This is a genomic window from Sphingomonas sp. G5 (assembly GCF_052660795.1).
In genome coordinates this window covers 801,893-818,379 of record NZ_CP109660.1, presented here as the reverse complement: position 1 = coordinate 818,379, position 16,487 = coordinate 801,893, and the positions used below count along the sequence as shown (strand labels likewise).

14 protein-coding genes are annotated in these 16,487 nt (G+C 70.3%); 12 read left to right on the top strand and 2 right to left on the bottom strand.

Translation table 11 applies throughout. The features are described from left to right. Positions 1–27: 27 nt before the first annotated feature. On the bottom strand, positions 28–2,289 hold the full coding sequence (locus NE358_RS03950) for a helix-turn-helix transcriptional regulator (RefSeq protein WP_289941695.1): 2,262 nt from the start codon (positions 2,287–2,289) through the stop codon (positions 28–30). Between the two features lie 445 nt (positions 2,290–2,734). Between NE358_RS03950 and NE358_RS03945 the strand changes: the two genes are divergently transcribed. The 6 genes from NE358_RS03945 (at position 2,735) to NE358_RS03920 (ending at position 8,498) form a co-directional block, all read left to right on the top strand. After that, on the top strand, positions 2,735–4,018 hold the full coding sequence (locus tag NE358_RS03945) for a PVV-CTERM domain-containing choice-of-anchor G protein (protein WP_289941693.1): 1,284 nt from the start codon (positions 2,735–2,737) through the stop codon (positions 4,016–4,018). Positions 4,019–4,029: 11 nt separating this feature from the next. Beyond that, positions 4,030–4,227 (top strand): hypothetical protein, encoded by a 198-nt coding sequence (locus NE358_RS03940; protein ID WP_103206541.1) that lies wholly within the window; start codon positions 4,030–4,032, stop codon positions 4,225–4,227. Beyond that, positions 4,224–5,588 (top strand): XrtP-associated glycosyltransferase, encoded by a 1,365-nt coding sequence (locus tag NE358_RS03935; protein WP_289941689.1) that lies wholly within the window; start codon positions 4,224–4,226, stop codon positions 5,586–5,588. The genes NE358_RS03940 and NE358_RS03935 overlap by 4 nt, the downstream gene beginning before the upstream one ends. After that, the gene (gene xrtS, locus NE358_RS03930) at positions 5,585–6,199 is read left to right on the top strand and encodes an exosortase S (protein ID WP_289941687.1); all 615 of its coding nucleotides are present in this window, start codon (positions 5,585–5,587) and stop codon (positions 6,197–6,199) included. Before NE358_RS03935 ends, xrtS begins: the two co-directional genes overlap by 4 nt. Continuing rightward, positions 6,196–7,362, top strand: a complete 1,167-nt coding sequence (gene wecB / locus NE358_RS03925; protein WP_289941685.1) for a non-hydrolyzing UDP-N-acetylglucosamine 2-epimerase — start codon at positions 6,196–6,198, stop codon at positions 7,360–7,362. Before xrtS ends, wecB begins: the two co-directional genes overlap by 4 nt. Before the next feature lie 176 nt (positions 7,363–7,538). Beyond that, positions 7,539–8,498, top strand: a complete 960-nt coding sequence (locus NE358_RS03920; protein WP_141375329.1) for a hypothetical protein — start codon at positions 7,539–7,541, stop codon at positions 8,496–8,498. A 128-nt stretch (positions 8,499–8,626) separates the two neighbouring features. Here NE358_RS03920 and NE358_RS03915 read toward each other — a convergent pair whose 3' ends face one another. Further along, complete coding sequence (locus NE358_RS03915) at positions 8,627–10,555, bottom strand: BglG family transcription antiterminator (protein ID WP_289941681.1); 1,929 nt, start codon at positions 10,553–10,555, stop codon at positions 8,627–8,629. A 189-nt stretch (positions 10,556–10,744) separates the two neighbouring features. Here NE358_RS03915 and NE358_RS03910 point away from each other — a divergent pair, with 189 nt between their 5' ends. The 6 genes from NE358_RS03910 (at position 10,745) to NE358_RS03885 (ending at position 16,473) form a co-directional block, all read left to right on the top strand. Then, complete coding sequence (locus NE358_RS03910; protein WP_103206546.1) at positions 10,745–11,071, top strand: PTS sugar transporter subunit IIB; 327 nt, start codon at positions 10,745–10,747, stop codon at positions 11,069–11,071. 19 nt (positions 11,072–11,090) lie between these two features. After that, positions 11,091–11,366: an HPr family phosphocarrier protein gene (locus NE358_RS03905; protein ID WP_289941679.1), complete on the top strand. Its 276-nt coding sequence runs from the start codon at positions 11,091–11,093 to the stop codon at positions 11,364–11,366. Between the two features lie 15 nt (positions 11,367–11,381). Further along, on the top strand, positions 11,382–13,064 hold the full coding sequence (ptsP, locus tag NE358_RS03900; protein WP_116238543.1) for a phosphoenolpyruvate--protein phosphotransferase: 1,683 nt from the start codon (positions 11,382–11,384) through the stop codon (positions 13,062–13,064). Between the two features lie 52 nt (positions 13,065–13,116). Then, entirely contained in the window at positions 13,117–14,784 is a 1,668-nt protein-coding gene (locus tag NE358_RS03895; RefSeq protein ID WP_289941677.1) for a PTS mannitol transporter subunit IIBC, read from the top strand. A gap of 103 nt (positions 14,785–14,887) precedes the next feature. Further along, positions 14,888–15,325, top strand: a complete 438-nt coding sequence (locus tag NE358_RS03890) for a PTS mannitol transporter subunit IIA (protein ID WP_103206550.1) — start codon at positions 14,888–14,890, stop codon at positions 15,323–15,325. Beyond that, positions 15,322–16,473 carry a mannitol-1-phosphate 5-dehydrogenase gene (locus NE358_RS03885; protein WP_322475503.1) on the top strand — a complete coding sequence of 384 codons (1,152 nt, stop codon included), beginning with the start codon at positions 15,322–15,324 and terminating at the stop codon, positions 16,471–16,473. The genes NE358_RS03890 and NE358_RS03885 overlap by 4 nt, the downstream gene beginning before the upstream one ends. Positions 16,474–16,487: the final 14 nt, after the last annotated feature.

Below are 16,487 nucleotides of genomic sequence, written 5' to 3'. Positions count from 1 at the left end.
GCGCCCGTCGAGGAACGGTGCGCGGGATCAAACCGCGAAGACTCGCCGCGGAGCCGCTCTGGTCACGACCTCGAACCGCTCGGAGCGACTCATGCCCAGCCTCGTCCGCGCGTGATGCAGGTGCGACTCGACCGTGCGGATCGACAGGTGCAGGCGTTCGGCGATCACCGCGTTCGTGTGACCCGACGCCGCCAGGAGCACGACCTCGCGCTCGCGCGCCGTGAGCCTGTCGAGTGACCGGACCGAGGGTTCGCCGAGCGTCTCGCGAACCTGTTCGATCAGGGCCGTGAGCGCGGGAAGATCGAATCGCCGCGCGTACCCGGTGGCGCGCGAGAGCAGGTCCGACGGCCGCATTCCCGCGCGAAGAGCGAGCTCGAGCATCGTGGGGAGGAACACCGGCGCATGGCGCTCGGCGAGAGGAAGCTCCAGGCCGATCCGGTGCAACGCCAGGTGGGAGCGGCCGGCGATGACATCGATCAGGACGTGGGTGACCGTGCGCGCCAGCCCGTACGCCCGCCCGGCCCACGTGCTCGGCACGGCTTCGGCGCGCGCGAGGGCAGCGCTGGCGTTGATGACATCACCGACCATCGCGTACCCCACGGCGAGCAACAGATCGGTCCACACGCGGGTGTTCGCCGAGGGGGCGAGCCTCAGGCAGCTCAGGCTCCCGAAGATGCCGTCGGCATCGCCGAGGCGGGCGTGGAGCGCCGCGTCGAGGATGGCCAGCACCGTCAGGTCGTCCTGGCGGTCCACGCAGCGAGCAGTGAGCATGCGACGACGAAGCGACGCCCGCACCGCCGGCAGATCGTGCTGCAGCATGATCGACGTGAGGACGTGGCGCTGGTAGATGTCGAGGCGCGGTTCCGCGTCGAGCCCATGGCGTTGTCGCCGAAGCTCCATCAGAGCGATGGCCGCGCCCCCGTTTCCCCGCAGGGCCGACAGGACCGCGACATTGGCATCCCGATACGCGACGGCGTCCGCGTCCGCACCGGGCCGGGCGGCCGGGATCTGCATCTCGAGCGGTTCGACGGTCGGATCGCTCAAGATGCGGAACATCGTCATCGCGCTCTCGGCGATGGTTCCCCAGGAGGGATCGTCGCCGAGCCACTCGGAGATGACGCTCAGACGCTCACGAGCCTGTGCTCCTCCGTCCTCGATCACGACGAGCCTGTTCACCAGCGCGCGGACGAGGAGGGTCGCCTCCTCCGGGTCGGCGGGCGGGGGAACATCGGCCAGGAGGACATCGGCATCCGCACCGCGTCCCACGGCGTCGTATGCCAGGGCGAGCGCCACGCGCGAACGCACCGGGACCGGCCCGGGACGGTCGAGCACCAACCCGGCCATACGGATCGCATCGGCGGGTCGCGATGATCGGGCCACCGCCAGCGCCGCCGAGTCACGCAGCTGCTGAAGCGTCGCGATTCCACACTCGTCACCGGGTTCGGGCGCATATCGGGCGCAGAAGGTGACGGCTCGGATACCGAGACGAGTTCCCGACGTGGCCAGCCCCAGCAGGCCCGCCGCCACCCGCCCCCGGCATCCCTCGATCTCCGCCCGTCCCAGGCGGTCAGCCGCCACGCGGGCCGCGATCTCGCACGCGGCGATGTTGAACGTGTCGGTGGACGCGGAGAGCAGACCGCAATCCCGCAGGGTCGCCAACGCGCCCGCCGTCACGGCCACGCGAAGATACCGCAACGGCGTCGGTCCGAGTTCGCGGATCACGCTCAGCACGCACAACTCGTCGCTCGTGAGGGAAGCGATCATGTCCTGTGCGATGTCCACGATCCGGCCCGTGAGCGGATCGCACGCCGGGTCCAGCGGCATCAGGGCGTCCAGTCGATGCGCGGCGGCAGCGAACTCCACGGTTTTCTCGATCAACGCGGGGTTGCCGCCGGTGAGCCGGTGCAGAGCGGAGTTCCACACGTCATCGCCGGGCTCGCTCCCGAAATGTCGCGTGCGCAGCGAGTCGCTCAGACGCGTCGAATCCGCCAGGCTGAGCGGCTCGATCATCACGCTCACCGTGCGCGGGTGTTCGCACAGCGTCTTCAGCGCGGCAGCCAGCCGCCGATCGACGGCGGAGGCGACGACCGCGGGGCACGTGATGGCGACGAATGTCGCTCCGTGATGCAGAACCGCACCGATGAGCGTCTCGATGAGGCCGGCGGGAAAGCGATCCAGGTCATCGACGAGGATCGTCGTCTCGTCGGCGACCAGGTCCGCCACCATCGCGGGAACACGGGCCTCCTCGACCACGGCGGCGGCGCCCGCGCTGTCGAAGACGGAGATCATCCCCCCGGACGCTGGCGTACACGCACCGACGGTGTGGACATGGTCGTCGTCAGCGCACTCAGAATCCGCGTTCTGCCCGCACCGCGTCCTCCGGTGATGAGGACGTTCCGCCGGTGATCCAGCGCCCACATCGCGCGACGCAGGGGCTCATCCCGCCCCCAGATCAACTCCTTGTTCATGACTGCTCCCCCTCACAATCCGCCGGTCCTCCATTGGTTCCCCGGTGTTTCCTAGGTCTCATTCTTCTCACACTGATTGCGTTAGTTGTCCACGCTTACGTACTCGTATCCGTACATTTCTCGCGAATTCCGCGTCCCCTCTGCGCCGAATTCCGTGTCGGGTACGGATGCCGCGTACCGCCCCCACTCATAGGTTGCTCTGCGTCCGCACGCCGTCACCGACGCCCTCTTCGCGGACCCGACCCGAGAGACAAGCAGGTACGCAATTGCACAGCACACATCCGCACACCCGCACCGCGCGCGTGGCGCGCTTCGCGGCCGTGGGCGCCCTGGCCACTGCCCTCGTCATCCCCGCCACGGCGGCCCACGCCGCCGACGTCGTCTCGCAGGCGAACGGACGTCTCGTCGACGTGAGCATCGCGGGAACGAACGTCACCGACGCCGTCCTCGCCCTGCGCGGGGCGACGGCCGTGAATCCCGACGGCAGCGGCGACGTCACGACCGATCAGCCCCTGGACGCCGAAGCCCTCGCCGGGCTGTTGCAGCTCAGCAGCGGGTCGAACACTCTCTTCGGCGACAACGGCATCCTGCGCCTCGGTGCGGTGGGCCAGTATGCGCAAGCACGCGACGACGGGAGCTCCTCCGCCTTCTCGGGCGCGGTGTCCGCGGCACCGAGCCTCATCGGCGTCGGCACCGTCACCCCGTCGAACGTCGGGTCGCCGAGTGCGAACGACACGGCTACCCTCACCGTCGGCGGGGCCAACCAGCTCGTGGGTCTGACCGCCCACTTCGGGACACTCGCCGCCTCTGCGCAGCAGGCCGCCGACGGGACGCAGACGGGCCAGTACGTGCTGGCCGACACGACCTTCGAGGTCGACGGCACGCTCGTGAACACCGCTGTGGGCGTCATCAGCCCGGCGATCGACACGCTGCTCGCCGTGGCGGGCGGTTTCGGCGTGAGCCTGTCGAACCCGTTCGCCGGGGGCACGGTCGAAGTCACGCTCGACGACGTGCTGGCCGCGGCCGGCGTCGCCGACGTCAACGATCTGCCGCCGGGGACCGACCTCGTGTCGTACATCCCGACCGCCGTCGCGAAGAAGATCACCGATCAGGTGGCGAGCATTCTCGACGCCGTCCGGACCAGAGCCGGTCAGCTCGGGTTCGTCGGAGCTCCCCTCAGCGCCGCCCTCAGCGTCGCCGAGGGGGTCATCAACCCGGTGCTGAACGGTCTCACGAACAACGTGGTCGCCCCCTTGGCAACCGCGCTCACCGTGCTGATTCAGCTGCCGGTCAACGTTCAGGAGCACAACGCGGACGGGTCGTTCACTCAGACGGCGCTGCGCATCGGCTATCTCCCCGGTGGATCGCTCGCGCGCGTCGATCTCGCCAGCGCCACCGTCGGCCCCAACGCCGGCAGACTCGCCGTTCCCGTCGCCGGCGCCGAGTCGCTGTCGATCGCGGGGGGCATGCTGGGTGTCGCAGCCTTGCTGGTGGCCGCGGTCGTCATCCGGCGCCGCACCCTGCGCGCCGTCGCCACGGCACGCAGCTGAAGAGCGTCCCGATGTACGTGAATCGTGGAGTCGGCGGCGGCGCCGCCGGGGTTCTCGCCGTCACCGGTCTCACCGTGCCCCTGGCAGCGCTCGTGATCGTCGCGGCGATCATGATCGCCGTCGGAGTGCTCGTGCTGTGGCGCGCTTACCGTCTGCGCGTCCAGACGCCGTCACCTCACCGTTTCGGGGAAGCCCGTGGCCGGCGATGACACCCCTCGACATCCTCTACGCCCTCTCCTTCGTGTTCCTGGTGATGTTCCTCACCTACACGACGCTGATCGTGGTCCCGTTCCTGCGACGACCGCGCGCGGCGGAGGGAGACACCGCCCCTTTCGAATGGCACGCCTTCCTCCCCTGCCGGGACGAAGCGGCCGTCGTCGAGGCGACGATGACGAGGATGCGCGAGCGGTTTCCGCAGATCCATCTGTGGATGATCGACGACGCCAGCACCGACGGCACGGGTGAGCTCATCGCCCGTGCCGCCGGGGCGGACTCGTTCATCCATCCCGTCCTCCGCACGCTCCCCGATGCCCGGTCCGGCAAAGGGGCGGCGTTGAACGCCGCCTTCGTGCAGCTCGACGCCTGGCGCTCCCGGGAGCGGGCACGGGCCGCCGACGACGACCGGACGATCGTGGTCGTCGTCGATGCCGACGGAGACCTCGCCCCTGATGCCCTGCGTCAAGCGGCCGGCCCTGCCGCTTTCGGAGACCCCCTCGTCGGGGCTCTGCAGGTCGCGGTGCGGATGAGCAACAGGGACGACCCCTCCCCCTCACCCGGGCGGGGTCGTCTCGCCTCGGCGTGGGCGCGCTCCCTCATCCGCATGCAGGACATCGAGTTCCGCACGACGATCGCTGCGATGCAGATCCTCCGGATGCGTACCGTGTCGGTCGGGCTCGGGGGCAACGGCCAATTCACCCGGTTGAGCGCGCTGCGCGCGGCGTCCCTCGACACCGGCGAACCGTGGGGAGACGCCCTGCTCGAGGATTACGAGGTGGGCTTGCGCATCATGCTCGCCGGCTACCGCACCGTCTACGTCCACGACACGTACGTGTCGCAAGAGGCCCTTCCCTCCGCACGCCGCCTGCTCACGCAGCGCACGCGCTGGTGTCAGGGCGGGATGCAATGCGGACGCTACATTCCGCGCATCTTCGGTTCGCGTTCCTTCACGAACGCGGGCGCCTTCGAAGCCGCCTATTTCCTGGCCATCCCCTACATCCAGCTCCTGGGGCTGATCGTGTGGCCGTCGGTCGCCATCGCGATGATCGTGACGGGGGCACTGGCTCCCGGCGGCTTCCTGTCATGGGCGTGGCAATCCGCGTGGATCCTGCCGCTCTGGGTGGCCACCGGCATCCTTCCCTTCGCCCTGTGGCCGATCGTGTACACCCGACGAGAAGAGCGACACCCGCTGTGGAAGGGACTGCTCTGGGGCCTCGGGTATTGGCTGTACATGTACCAGAGCTATGTCTGCGTCGCGCGGGCGCTGGGGCGCCTGCTCACCCGGCGAAACGGCTGGACGAAGACCCGGCGCAACGCAGACGCAGATCGACTGCTGCGGGCGGTGGAGGTATGAGCACCACCTCGCTCGGGCGCTTCGGCGCCTCGTTCATGACCACCCGGGCGGCTCTCGCGCTGCCGCTCTTGCTCGCCGCGGTCCTCCTTGTCGCGAACGAGACCCGCGTACGAACGACGGAGGCGGCCCTGACCCGCTGGGCGCTCGACCCGATCACACCCGGTCGGGCGGCGGCCGCGGGCCCCGTCGTCTACTTCGGCATCGGGACGCCCGAGCTCGTCGGCCTCGACATCACCACCCTCTGTTCGACGATGGTGCTCATCGTTCCGCTGCTCGTCCTGGCCGCCGCGGCGGTCGTGATCACCCGCGCGCGCATCGGTCGCGTCCTCGTCGGCCTCACCGCCGCCGCGTCGCTCGCCTCGACGTGCAACATCGTCCGCTTCGTCTCCGCCGCGTGGGCCTACACGCAGTACGGGCGCGAGGGCTTCGACCTCGTGCACCGCTACATCGGTTCGGTGTTCGTGCTCCTCGGGTTCGGGGCAGCGATCGCTCTGCTGTTGATCATCGCGCTGCGGCAGCCCCGCGCGTACACCGCGACGCCGATCACCCCCTCTCCCGCTGTCCTGCGCAGGGATCTGCGCACGCGCCGCTCCCGGAAGGTCCGCCGATGACACCGCCCCACGTCGAGATCGTCTATGGAACCCGCCCGGAGGCGGTCAAATGCGCCCCACTCGTGGCGGAACTGCGCGCACGCGACTCGCTGCGGACCACCGTCGCGGTGACGGGGCAGCACCGGGAGATGACCGATCAGATCAACGCCTCCTTCGGCATCCGTCCCGACGCCGACCTCGATGTCTTCCGCCGCGGCAGCACGCTCGCGCAGACCTCTTCGGCGATCTTCTCCGCACTCGCGGCGCGGTGGGAGCAACACGCTCCGGATGCCGTCATCGTGCAGGGAGACACCGCCAGTGCCGCGCTCGCAGCGGTCGCCGCGTATTACGCCGGAGCACGCGTCATCCACCTCGAGGCGGGGCTGCGCTCGGGTGACCTGCGCTCCCCGTTCCCGGAGGAGGGCAATCGTCGCCTCATCGCGCCGCTGGCCTCCCTCCACCTCGCGCCCACGGAGAGCGCCGCAGCCCATCTCCGCGCCGAGGGGATCGCGAACGACGCCATCGTCGTCACCGGGAACACCGGTATCGACGCGCTGCACCGGCAGAAGACCCACCCGCAACGCTTCGACGACCCCGCGATGGAGGGCCTCGTCGACGGGGGGAACCGCATCGTGCTCGTCACCGTGCACCGACGCGAGTCGTGGGGCGGGCCGCTCGCCCGCGTCGTGGCTGCCGTCGCCGAGACCGTGGCGGCGCGGTCAGACGTGGTCGCCGTGCTGCCGCTCCACCCCAACCCGCGTGTGCGGGACGAGGTGCGCGCGGCCGCCGGCGACACCGATCGCGTCGTGCTGTGCGAGCCCCTGCCGTACGCCCAGTTCGGTCGGTTGCTGGCGCGCGCGCACTGCGTCGTCACCGACTCGGGCGGCGTGCAGGAGGAGGCGCCCGCGCTCGGCATCCCCGCTCTCGTCGTGCGCGACACGACCGAACGCGCAGAGGGCGTGGATGCCGGAGCCGCCCGTCTCATCGGCACTCGACGCGAGAGGGTCGTGGCGGAGCTGTCGGCCCTGCTCGACGACCCCGCTCGGCATCGTGAGATGTCCCGCGCTCAGCTTCTCTACGGCGACGGCCGGGCCGCCCCTCGAGCCGCCGATGCGATCGAGCGCCTGCTCGGCGTGGCCGCCCCCACGATCACCGCCCCCGAGTTCGCCGCGATCGGGATGTGAACCGGGGTCCCGGGGCGCAGAATGTGCATCGGGGCGACTTTCGACCGCCCCGGTGCACATCTCCCGCCCCGGTAGCGGTGTCGGGGCGATCCTCCCGTACGGCGATCGAGCTCGATCTGTCCACAACGGGGGCTCGAGCGGCGGCGGTGTGACGTGCGATCCATCATCGTGGGCGGATGACAACGGAGCTCACGGTGCCGCTCGTCCGTCGCACGCAGCTCGACGAGCTGGGGTGGGGTTCCCGGCGAGTGCGGCGCGAACTCGAATCGGGCTCCCTCGCCGCCGTCCGCCGCGGCGTGTATGCCCGGGCGGCCGACATCGCTCACCTCACCCGCCCGGAACAGAGAATCGTGCTTCGGGCGAGGGCGCTCGCGCTCGTGTCTCGCTCGCGGCCGACGTTCTGCGGCGTGACCGCCGCCGCCATCCAGGGGCTTCCCTGCCTGCGAGACGACGGCAAGATCCACCTCCTGACCGCCGACGATCGACCCGGCGCGTCCGCGGATGTCGTCCGGCACCGTGACCTCCACGAGGCGAGCTCCGTCGACGTGAACGGCTTGCGGTGCACGCCGCTCGCGCGCACCGTCGCCGATGTCGCGCGGAGCGAGACGCGTGACGTCGCGCTGAGTGTCGCCGACGCGGCGCTGCGACGACGCGCCTTCCACCCGCCGGGCTCGTACGACGAGACCGCGGCGACGCTCTTTCGGGAGGACGCCCTCGGGTGGGCCGCCCGTGTCACACGCAACCGGCGTACGGCCGAGCGTCTTCTTCGCCTCGCGGACGGCCGTGCCCAGCTCCCGGGCGAAAGCGTCAGTCGACTGCGACTGCTCGATCTCGGCTTCGCGCCCCCGGCGCTCCAGGTCCCCGTGCCCGGGCCGCACGGGGGCACCTTCTGGGTCGATTTCGGTCTCGACGACGTCGACGCCTGGGGCGAGTTCGACGGGAAGACGAAATATCGAGAACTCGCCGCGGCGGAGGGACGGTCGCCGTTCGAGGTCGTCGACCGTGAGAAGCAGAGGGAGGACTGGATCCGAGGCAGCACGAACAGACGCTTCGCCCGGTGGGGGTGGGATGACATCCGAGACGCCGCGACACTGGGCCGACGCCTCCGCGCCTTCGGGATCACGCCCCCACGCTGAGCGCCGCCGGGCGCCCGCATCGGGGCGGGACATGTGCACTGGGGCGGCCGAGAACCGCCCCGGTGCACATTTCCCGCCCCGTAAGGGCGGCCGCACCGCTTCGACCGCAGCCGCGCCGCGCGGGCGCGTCAGCCGTCGATCACGGCGACCAGTTCGTCCAGGAACGCCGCGAAGTCTGTGCCGCGGCGAACGATGCGCTGCACGCTGTCGCGCTCGCTGAAGACCTCGACGAACTGCTCGAACACCGTCTGGAACGCCTCGCGATCGGTCTCGCTGAAGGCCACGAGCGCCACCACCTGCACGCGGCCCTCGCCCCACGCGATCGAGGGGTCGGCGATGCCGATCGCGATGCGGGTCCGGGTCGCGGTCATGCCCATCGCGTGCGGCACGGCGAGGGCGTCGGTGAACGCCGTCGACGAGATCGCCTCGCGCTCCACCGCCCGGGCGACGTAGGCGTCGTCGATGACGCCCTGCTCCACCAGCATCCGACCGAGGCGTCGGATGACGCCGGCCTCGCCCTCGGCGGCATCCAGCCCCCGCACGAAGGCCTCGGGCGCGAAGTACCCCTCGAGCTCGGCCCGCAGTCGGGCGAGACGACGACCGCGACGGATGCGCCCGGCCGCGGCCTGGACCCGCTCCACGTCGGCGCCGGTGAGGAACGGCTGGATGCGCACGAACCGATCCCCCGGCCGCGGCGGATCGATGGTCGTGAGCACGAGATCGGTGTCGATCGCGTCCCAGGCCGGGTCGATGCGCGTCTCGACGCCCACGACTTCGATGGCCTGACCGAGCGAGCGGTCGACGCTCGAGCGCAGCAGCTCGTGCAGCTCGTAGTACCCGGGGCAGACGATCGTCGCCGTCAGCAGCTGGTCGGCCCGGCGACTGCGCTCGAGCCGGCCGCCGACGTGCATGGCGATGTAGGCGATCTCGTCGTCGAGGATCGGGATGCCGAGACCGTCCTGCAGCCCCTTCGCGATGTACACCGCGACATCGAAGATCATCGGGTACGTCGACTTCAGCGACCGCGTCAGCGGATTGCGCGACCAGGCCTGCTCACGCGCGCGATGCAGCAGATTCTGCACGTGCAGGGCCAGGCGCAGGATGAAGTCGTCGTGAGCGATGTCGACGAGGAATTCGGATGCCGCGTTCTCGACGACCCGCCGCACGGCCGCCTCGACCGACGGGTCGAGGCGGGAGCGCACGTCGTCGCCGCCCGGCGATCCCGGGGCGACGATGCGCGTCAGCACGAGCGTCGCGAGGTGCCGCAGATCGCCCGAGCCGAGCTGGACGCCGATGTGCTTTCGAGTGAGCCGGTCGAGCACGTCGACCACCGCGGCCGCCGCGTCCGAGGAGTCGCCGCCCGGCGAGCCGAGGGCGCGGTCGCGGGTGGTGCGGTCGGCGGCGATCGCGATGTGCATCACGACGTCGCCGATGCCGATCTCGTTGACGTAGTAGCCGAGCGCCCCGAGCTCGGCGACGAGCTCGGCCTTGAACGGACCGAAGGCGCGCGCTCCGACCGACTGCTCACCGAGCGTGCGGCGCAGGGCGTCGAGGTCGAACAGCCCGGCGTCCATCTCGTCGTGGGCGAGCTTCGACAACAGGCGACGCTGAGCGACCTCGGTTCCCCGGAGACGAGCGGTGGATGCCGAGCGCTCGAGGGTCAACTCGGTGCCCCCCAGCAGCCCGCGGACACGGGACAGGTCGGCCTCGAGGGTCGCCGCGCTGACGTGGAGGGCATCGGCGGTGTCGAAGACCTCGATGCCGTCGGCGGAGTCCAGCAAACGGCGCACGAGAGTGTGCAAGCGGTCGCGCGGGGTACCGGTATCCGTTCCGGTGAGGGCGCGCAGCGCTGCGGCCGCCTCGGCCCCGGCGCGATAGCCGAGGGGGCCGGACTCGACCGCCGCACCGCCGGCGACACGAGCGTTGATGGCCGTGACGTAGGAGCGGATGCTGCGCGGAGTCACCCCGAGGGAGTCGGCGAGCGAGGCCGCGGTCGACCATTCCCCGTCCCGCAGCAACAGGGCCAGCAGGCGGTCTTGGCGAGCTTTCGTCGTCACGATCCGTCCTCCGCGCCGCACCGGTGAGCGGCGATTCCCCCATCCTTTCACGCCCTCCCCCGCCGGGCGCGGGGATGTGCACGCGCACGGTGGCGGGGTCACGGCATCCGCGTTCCGGGGGGTGGGAAACGAACCTGGTTGTCCGCTGTGAGCGGGGTGCGGAAAATCGAGAGGAAGAAAGGCCGGTCGATGAAGATCCTCGTGGTGTGTGGAGCGGGTGCGTCGAGCACGTTCGTGGCGCAACGCGTCCGTCGCGCTGCCCACGAGAAGGGCCTGGACTACTCCGCATCGGCGGGAACCTCGCAATCCCTCCCGATCGACCTGGACGCGGCCGACATCGTGCTGGTGGGTCCGCACCTGGCCCTCGAACTCGAGGACATCCGCCTCCAGGCCACGCCCCGCGGCGTGAGCGTGGTGCTGCTTCCCGACGATGTCTTCACCGACCACAGCGGCGCCCGAACCCTCGCCCTGGTCGAGGACGCCCTGCGTTCCCGCCAGCCCGCGGACACGATCTGAAAACGACGGAGAGGACACCATGCCCCACTTGACCCGCACCGTCCGTATCGGATCGACGCACGGCCTGCACGCGCGCCCCGCGAAGCTCTTCGCGCAGGCGGCGAGAGACTCCGGTATCCCCGTGACCCTCGCCAAAGACGCCGGCACCCCCGTCAACGCCGCGAGCATCCTCGGAATCATCGCGCTCGGTCTCGAGCAGGGCGACTACGTGACCCTCACCGCCGACGGCGACACCGCCGAAGCGATGCTGGAGCGCCTCGCGGAGCTTCTGACCACCGACCACGACGCCGAGTAAAGGAAACACAGCACCATGACGGAACTCCGTGGAGTCGGAATCGGCCTGGGCGTCGCCCAGGGACCCATCGCGCGCATGGCCGAGCCTCTGCCCGCACCCAAGGACGCGAAGAGCGATCTGAGCGTCGAAGACGAGACGGCGCGCGTGCGCGAGGCCATCGGCGCCGTCGCCCGCGAGCTCGAGGCCCGCGGCGCCCAGGCCGGAGGAGCTGCGCGCGACGTGCTCGAGGCACAGGCGATGATCGCCGAAGACCCCACGCTCGAGGCCGAGGTCGACAGCCGCCTGGCCGCTGGCAAGACCGGTGAGTTCGCCGTGCACGACGCCTTCGCCTCCTTCCGCGAGCAGCTCGTGGCCCTCGGCGGCTATCTGGGTGAGCGCGCAGCGGACCTCGACGACGTCGCCCAGCGGGTCATCGCGCGCCTGCGGGGCGTCGCGGCTCCCGGCATCCCGGATCCCGGCCACCCCTTCGTGCTCGTCGCCAAGGACCTCGCTCCCGCCGATACCGCTCTGCTCGATCTCGACAAGGTGCTCGCCCTGGTCACCACCGAGGGCGGCCCCACCTCGCACACTGCCATCCTCGCCCGCGAGAAGTCGATCGTCGCGGTCGTCGGCGCGGCCGGCGCGAAAGACCTCGTCGACGGACAGAGCGTCATCGTCGACGCTGCGGCCGGCGTCGTCACCGTCGATCCCACCGACGACGACCTCGCCCGCGCGCAGAACCGCGCCGACGCCCGCAGGACCGCGGCATCCGCTCCGATCACCGACGGCGCCCTCTCGGACGGCACGAAGGTCCCCCTGCTGGCGAACCTCGGCAAGCCCGGCGGTGCGGCCGAGGCCGTCGAGCTCGGCGCCGAGGGCGTGGGTCTGTTCCGCACCGAGTTCCTCTTCCTCAGCTCGAGCTCCGCGCCCACCGTCGAAGAGCAGCGCGCCGCCTACATCGAACTGCTGAGCGCTTTCCCCGGCAAGAAGGTCGTCGTGCGCGTGCTCGACGCCGGCGCCGACAAGCCGCTGCCCTTCCTCAACGACGCGCACGAAGAGAACCCGGCGCTGGGCCTGCGGGGGCTGCGCGCCCTCCGCGCGAGCGAGGACATCCTGCGCGAGCAGCTCACCGCCCTGGCGGAGGCGGATGCCGCGACCCGGGCGTCCGAGGCGGGTCCGGCCGACCTCTGGGTCATGGCGCCGATGGTCTCGACCGTCGAGGAGACGCGCTACTTCACCGCCCTGGCCAAGGACTACGGCCTGAAGACCACCGGCGTGATGGTCGAGGTGCCTTCCTCCGCACTGCTCGCCGACCGCATCCTGCAGATCGCGGACTTCGCCTCGATCGGCACCAACGACCTGACGCAGTACACGCTCGCCGCAGACCGCCTGCTCGGTTCGGTCGCGTCGTTCCAGGACCCGTGGCATCCGGCCGTCCTCCGCCTCATCCGCGAGGTCGGGGCCGCAGGCCGCACGAACGGCAAGCCCGTCGGCATCTGCGGCGAGGCGGCGGCCGACCCGCTGCTCGCCGTCGTGCTGGTCGGTCTCGGCGCCACCACGCTGTCGATGGCCCCCACCGCCCTCGCCGACGTGCGCGCCACCCTGCTCACCCACTCTCTCGACGATGCCCGCCGCATCGCCGAGGCAGCCCTGGCCGCCGACGACGCGGCCTCCGCCCGAGAGGCCGCCCAGGCAGCCTCCACCCACTCGGCGGCGTAAGCCGCACCCCCATCGCGGCTCCGGCCGTGCAGCCAGTCAAGGAGACACAGCAATGACGACGACGTCACCCACCAAGAAGCCGGGAGGGGCTCGCATCGCGGTACAGCGATTCGGCACGTTCCTCTCCGGCATGATCATGCCGAACATCGCGGCATTCATCGCATGGGGTTTCATCACCATGCTCTTCATCCCCGCCGGGTTCTTCGGTGCCAACAGCCCCTTCGGCTGGCACTGGGCGCCGGTCGCCGAGATCCTCGGCGGCGGCGGTGACGCTGCGGCCATCAACTGGCCCGGCGCCATGACCGCGCTGACCGCGAACACCGACGGCGGCACGTACCAGGGCTACGTCGGCCTGGTCAGCGTCATGATCACGTACCTGCTCCCGCTGCTCATCGCCAACACCGGTGGACGCATCGTCTACGGTGCGCGCGGTGGCGTGGTCGCCACCATCGCCGTGATGGGTGTCATCGTCGGCACCAACATCCCGATGTTCCTCGGCGCGATGATCATGGGCCCGCTCGCGGCCTGGATCACCAAGCAGATGGACAAGCTCTGGGACGGCAAGATCCGCCCCGGCTTCGAGATGCTCGTGAACAACTTCTCGGCCGGCATCCTCGGCATGATCCTCGCGATCGTCGGCTTCTTCGCCTTCGGCCCGGTCTTCCTCGGCATCAGCGCGGTCCTCGGCAGCATCGTGGCGTTCCTCGTGCAGTTCAACCTGCTCCCGGTGCTCTCGATCATCGTCGAGCCGGCCAAGGTGCTGTTCCTCAACAACGCGATCAACCACGGCGTGTTCACCCCGCTCGGCATCGAGCAGGCGGCGAACTCCGGCAAGTCGATCCTGTTCCTCATCGAGGCCAACCCCGGCCCCGGCCTGGGCCTCCTCCTCGCCTTCACCTTCTTCGGTGTCGGAGCGGCCAAGGCTTCGGCTCCGGGCGCGATCATCATCCAGTTCCTCGGCGGCATCCACGAGATCTACTTCCCGTACGCGCTCGCCAAGCCCATGACGATCCTCGCCCTGATCGCCGGTGGCGCGTCGGGTGTCGCGACGAACATGATCTTCCAGGGTGGCCTGGCCTTCCCGGCCGCTCCCGGCAGCATCATCGCCGTCACCGTCGCCGCCATCGGCGCCGGTCCCGCCAACCTCCTGGTGGTCTACCTGTCGGTCGTCGTGGCCGCGGCCGTGACCTTCCTCGTGGCCGGCGTCATCCTCCGCGCCTCGCGCAAGCGCGACCAGGAGGCCGAGGGCGACAGCTTCGCTGCGGCCATCGACCAGACCGCGGCGAACAAGGGCAAGGAGTCGTCGGCCCTCGGCGCCCTCCGCACCCGTGCCGCCGGCACCACCGGCTCGGGCACCACCGAGACGGCCGATCGCGACGTCGATGCGGCGCTCGGCGGGCTCGAAGGCGGCGCCGTCGCCACGAAGCAGCTGAACACCATCGTGTTCGCGTGCGACGCCGGCATGGGCTCGTCCGCCATGGGCGCGAGCGTCCTGCGCAACAAGATCAAGAAGGCCGGCATCGACGGCGTCACGGTCACCAACCAGGCGATCGCGAACCTCGACGGCTCGGCCGACCTGGTCATCACGCAGAACCAGCTCACCGACCGTGCGAAGGCGCAGTCGCCCGATTCGGTGCACGTCTCGGTCGACAACTTCATGAACTCGCCGCGCTACGACGAGGTCGTGGAGATGGTGCGCGCGCAGCACGAAGCGAAGTAACCCCTAGCACGCCAGGGGCCGGTGCGTCAGCCCGGCCCCTGGCGTCTTCCCGTCCGGCCCGCGTTTTGCGAGGCTGGACAGCACGACGAGAAAGGCGAGAACCATGTCAGACGTCCTCCGCAGCGAATCCGTCCGCATCCACCCCGGCAGCGCCACCCGCGAGGAGGCGATGAAGGAAGCCGCCGACCTGCTGCAGGCCACCGGCGCCGTCACCGCCGAGTACTTCGCCGCCATGCAGCAGCGTGAAGAGACCGTGTCGACGTACATGGGCAACGAGCTCGCGATCCCCCACGGCACGAACGAGACCAAGCAGGCCATCCTCACCTCCGGCCTGTCGGTCGTCCGCTACGACGGCGGTGTCGACTGGGGCGGAGAGCCCGTCACCTTCGTGATCGGCATCGCCGGCAAGGGCGACGAGCACCTCGAGATCCTCTCGCAGATCGCCATCCTCTTCTCCGAGGAAGACGACGTCGCGCGTCTGAAGGCCGCCTCCTCGCCCGAGGAGCTGTTCGAGGCCCTCTCGGGTTCCGTCAACGCATGAAGGCCGTCCATTTCGGCGCCGGGAACATCGGCCGCGGCTTCGTCGGACTGCTCCTGCACGAGGGCGGCTACGAGCTCGTCTTCTCCGACGTCTCGGCATCCCTGGTCGAGGCCATCAATTCGGCGTCGTCCTACACCGTCCACGAGGTGGGCGAGGGGGGCGTCGACAAGGAGGTGACCGGCTTCCGCGCGATCGACAGTTCGGTGGATGCCGAGGCGCTCGTCGACGAGATCGCGACCGCCGACGTGGTGACCACCGCCGTCGGCCCCACGATCCTGAAGTTCGTGGCCCCGCACATCGTGGCGGGTCTCGCCCTCCGCGACCCCTCCCTCCCCCCGCTGCAGATCATGGCGTGCGAGAACGCGATCGGCGCGACCGATCAGCTGCGCGAGCACGTGGTCGAGCTCTCGGGCGAGTCGTGGGATGCACTGGCATCCCGTGCGGTCTTCGCCAACACCGCGGTCGACCGAATCGTCCCGGCCCAGTCCGGCGGCGGCGTCGACGTCACGGTCGAACCCTTCTACGAGTGGGCGATCGAGCGACCGCCGTTCGGAGACACCCCGCCGAACATCCCCGGTGCGCACTTCGTCGACGACCTCGAGCCCTACATCGAGCGCAAGCTCTTCACGGTCAACACCGGGCACGCCACCACGGCGTACTTCGGCGCTCAGGCCGGGATCGACCGCATCTCGGACGCTCTGTCGAACCACGAGATCGCGGCCAAGGTCGAGGCGGCCCTCGAGGAGACCAGCGCCCTTCTGGTCGAGAAGCACGAGCTCGACGCCGACGTGCAGGGTGAGTACCGCTCCACGATCCTGCGCCGCTTCCGCAACGCCGCCCTCCCCGACACCGTGTGGCGGGTGGGTCGGCAGCCGCTGCGCAAGCTCTCGCGTCACGAGCGTTTCGTGGGACCTGCGGCCGAGGCCGTCGACCGGGGTCTTCCCGTCGACGCCCTGGTGTCCGCGATGGCCGCGGCGCTGGAGTTCTCGGATGCCGAGGACGCACAGGCCGTCGACCTGCAGCGGATGCTGCGCGAGCTCGACGCCGAGACGTTCACCGCCGAGGTCACCGGCCTCGACGTCGAGCACCCGTTGTACGCGCGCATCGTCGAGATCGTGTCGGCCCGCAAGGCGGCCCTTCCCGCCTGACACCCGCTGCGCTC

Bases quoted from the DNA above. Each gene is read 5' to 3' on its own strand.
- ptsP (WP_116238543.1), top strand. From the start codon at position 11,382: ATGACGGAACTCCGTGGAGTCGGAATCGGCCTGGGCGTCGCCCAGGGA.
- NE358_RS03910 (WP_103206546.1), top strand. From the start codon at position 10,745: ATGAAGATCCTCGTGGTGTGTGGAGCGGGTGCGTCGAGCACGTTCGTG.
- NE358_RS03920 (WP_141375329.1), top strand. From the start codon at position 7,539: ATGACAACGGAGCTCACGGTGCCGCTCGTCCGTCGCACGCAGCTCGAC.
- wecB (WP_289941685.1), top strand. From the start codon at position 6,196: ATGACACCGCCCCACGTCGAGATCGTCTATGGAACCCGCCCGGAGGCG.
- NE358_RS03885 (WP_322475503.1), top strand. From the start codon at position 15,322: ATGAAGGCCGTCCATTTCGGCGCCGGGAACATCGGCCGCGGCTTCGTC.
- NE358_RS03950 (WP_289941695.1), bottom strand. From the start codon at position 2,289: ATGATCTCCGTCTTCGACAGCGCGGGCGCCGCCGCCGTGGTCGAGGAG.
- NE358_RS03895 (WP_289941677.1), top strand. From the start codon at position 13,117: ATGACGACGACGTCACCCACCAAGAAGCCGGGAGGGGCTCGCATCGCG.
- NE358_RS03940 (WP_103206541.1), top strand. From the start codon at position 4,030: ATGTACGTGAATCGTGGAGTCGGCGGCGGCGCCGCCGGGGTTCTCGCC.
- NE358_RS03905 (WP_289941679.1), top strand. From the start codon at position 11,091: ATGCCCCACTTGACCCGCACCGTCCGTATCGGATCGACGCACGGCCTG.
- NE358_RS03935 (WP_289941689.1), top strand. From the start codon at position 4,224: ATGACACCCCTCGACATCCTCTACGCCCTCTCCTTCGTGTTCCTGGTG.
- xrtS (WP_289941687.1), top strand. From the start codon at position 5,585: ATGAGCACCACCTCGCTCGGGCGCTTCGGCGCCTCGTTCATGACCACC.
- NE358_RS03890 (WP_103206550.1), top strand. From the start codon at position 14,888: ATGTCAGACGTCCTCCGCAGCGAATCCGTCCGCATCCACCCCGGCAGC.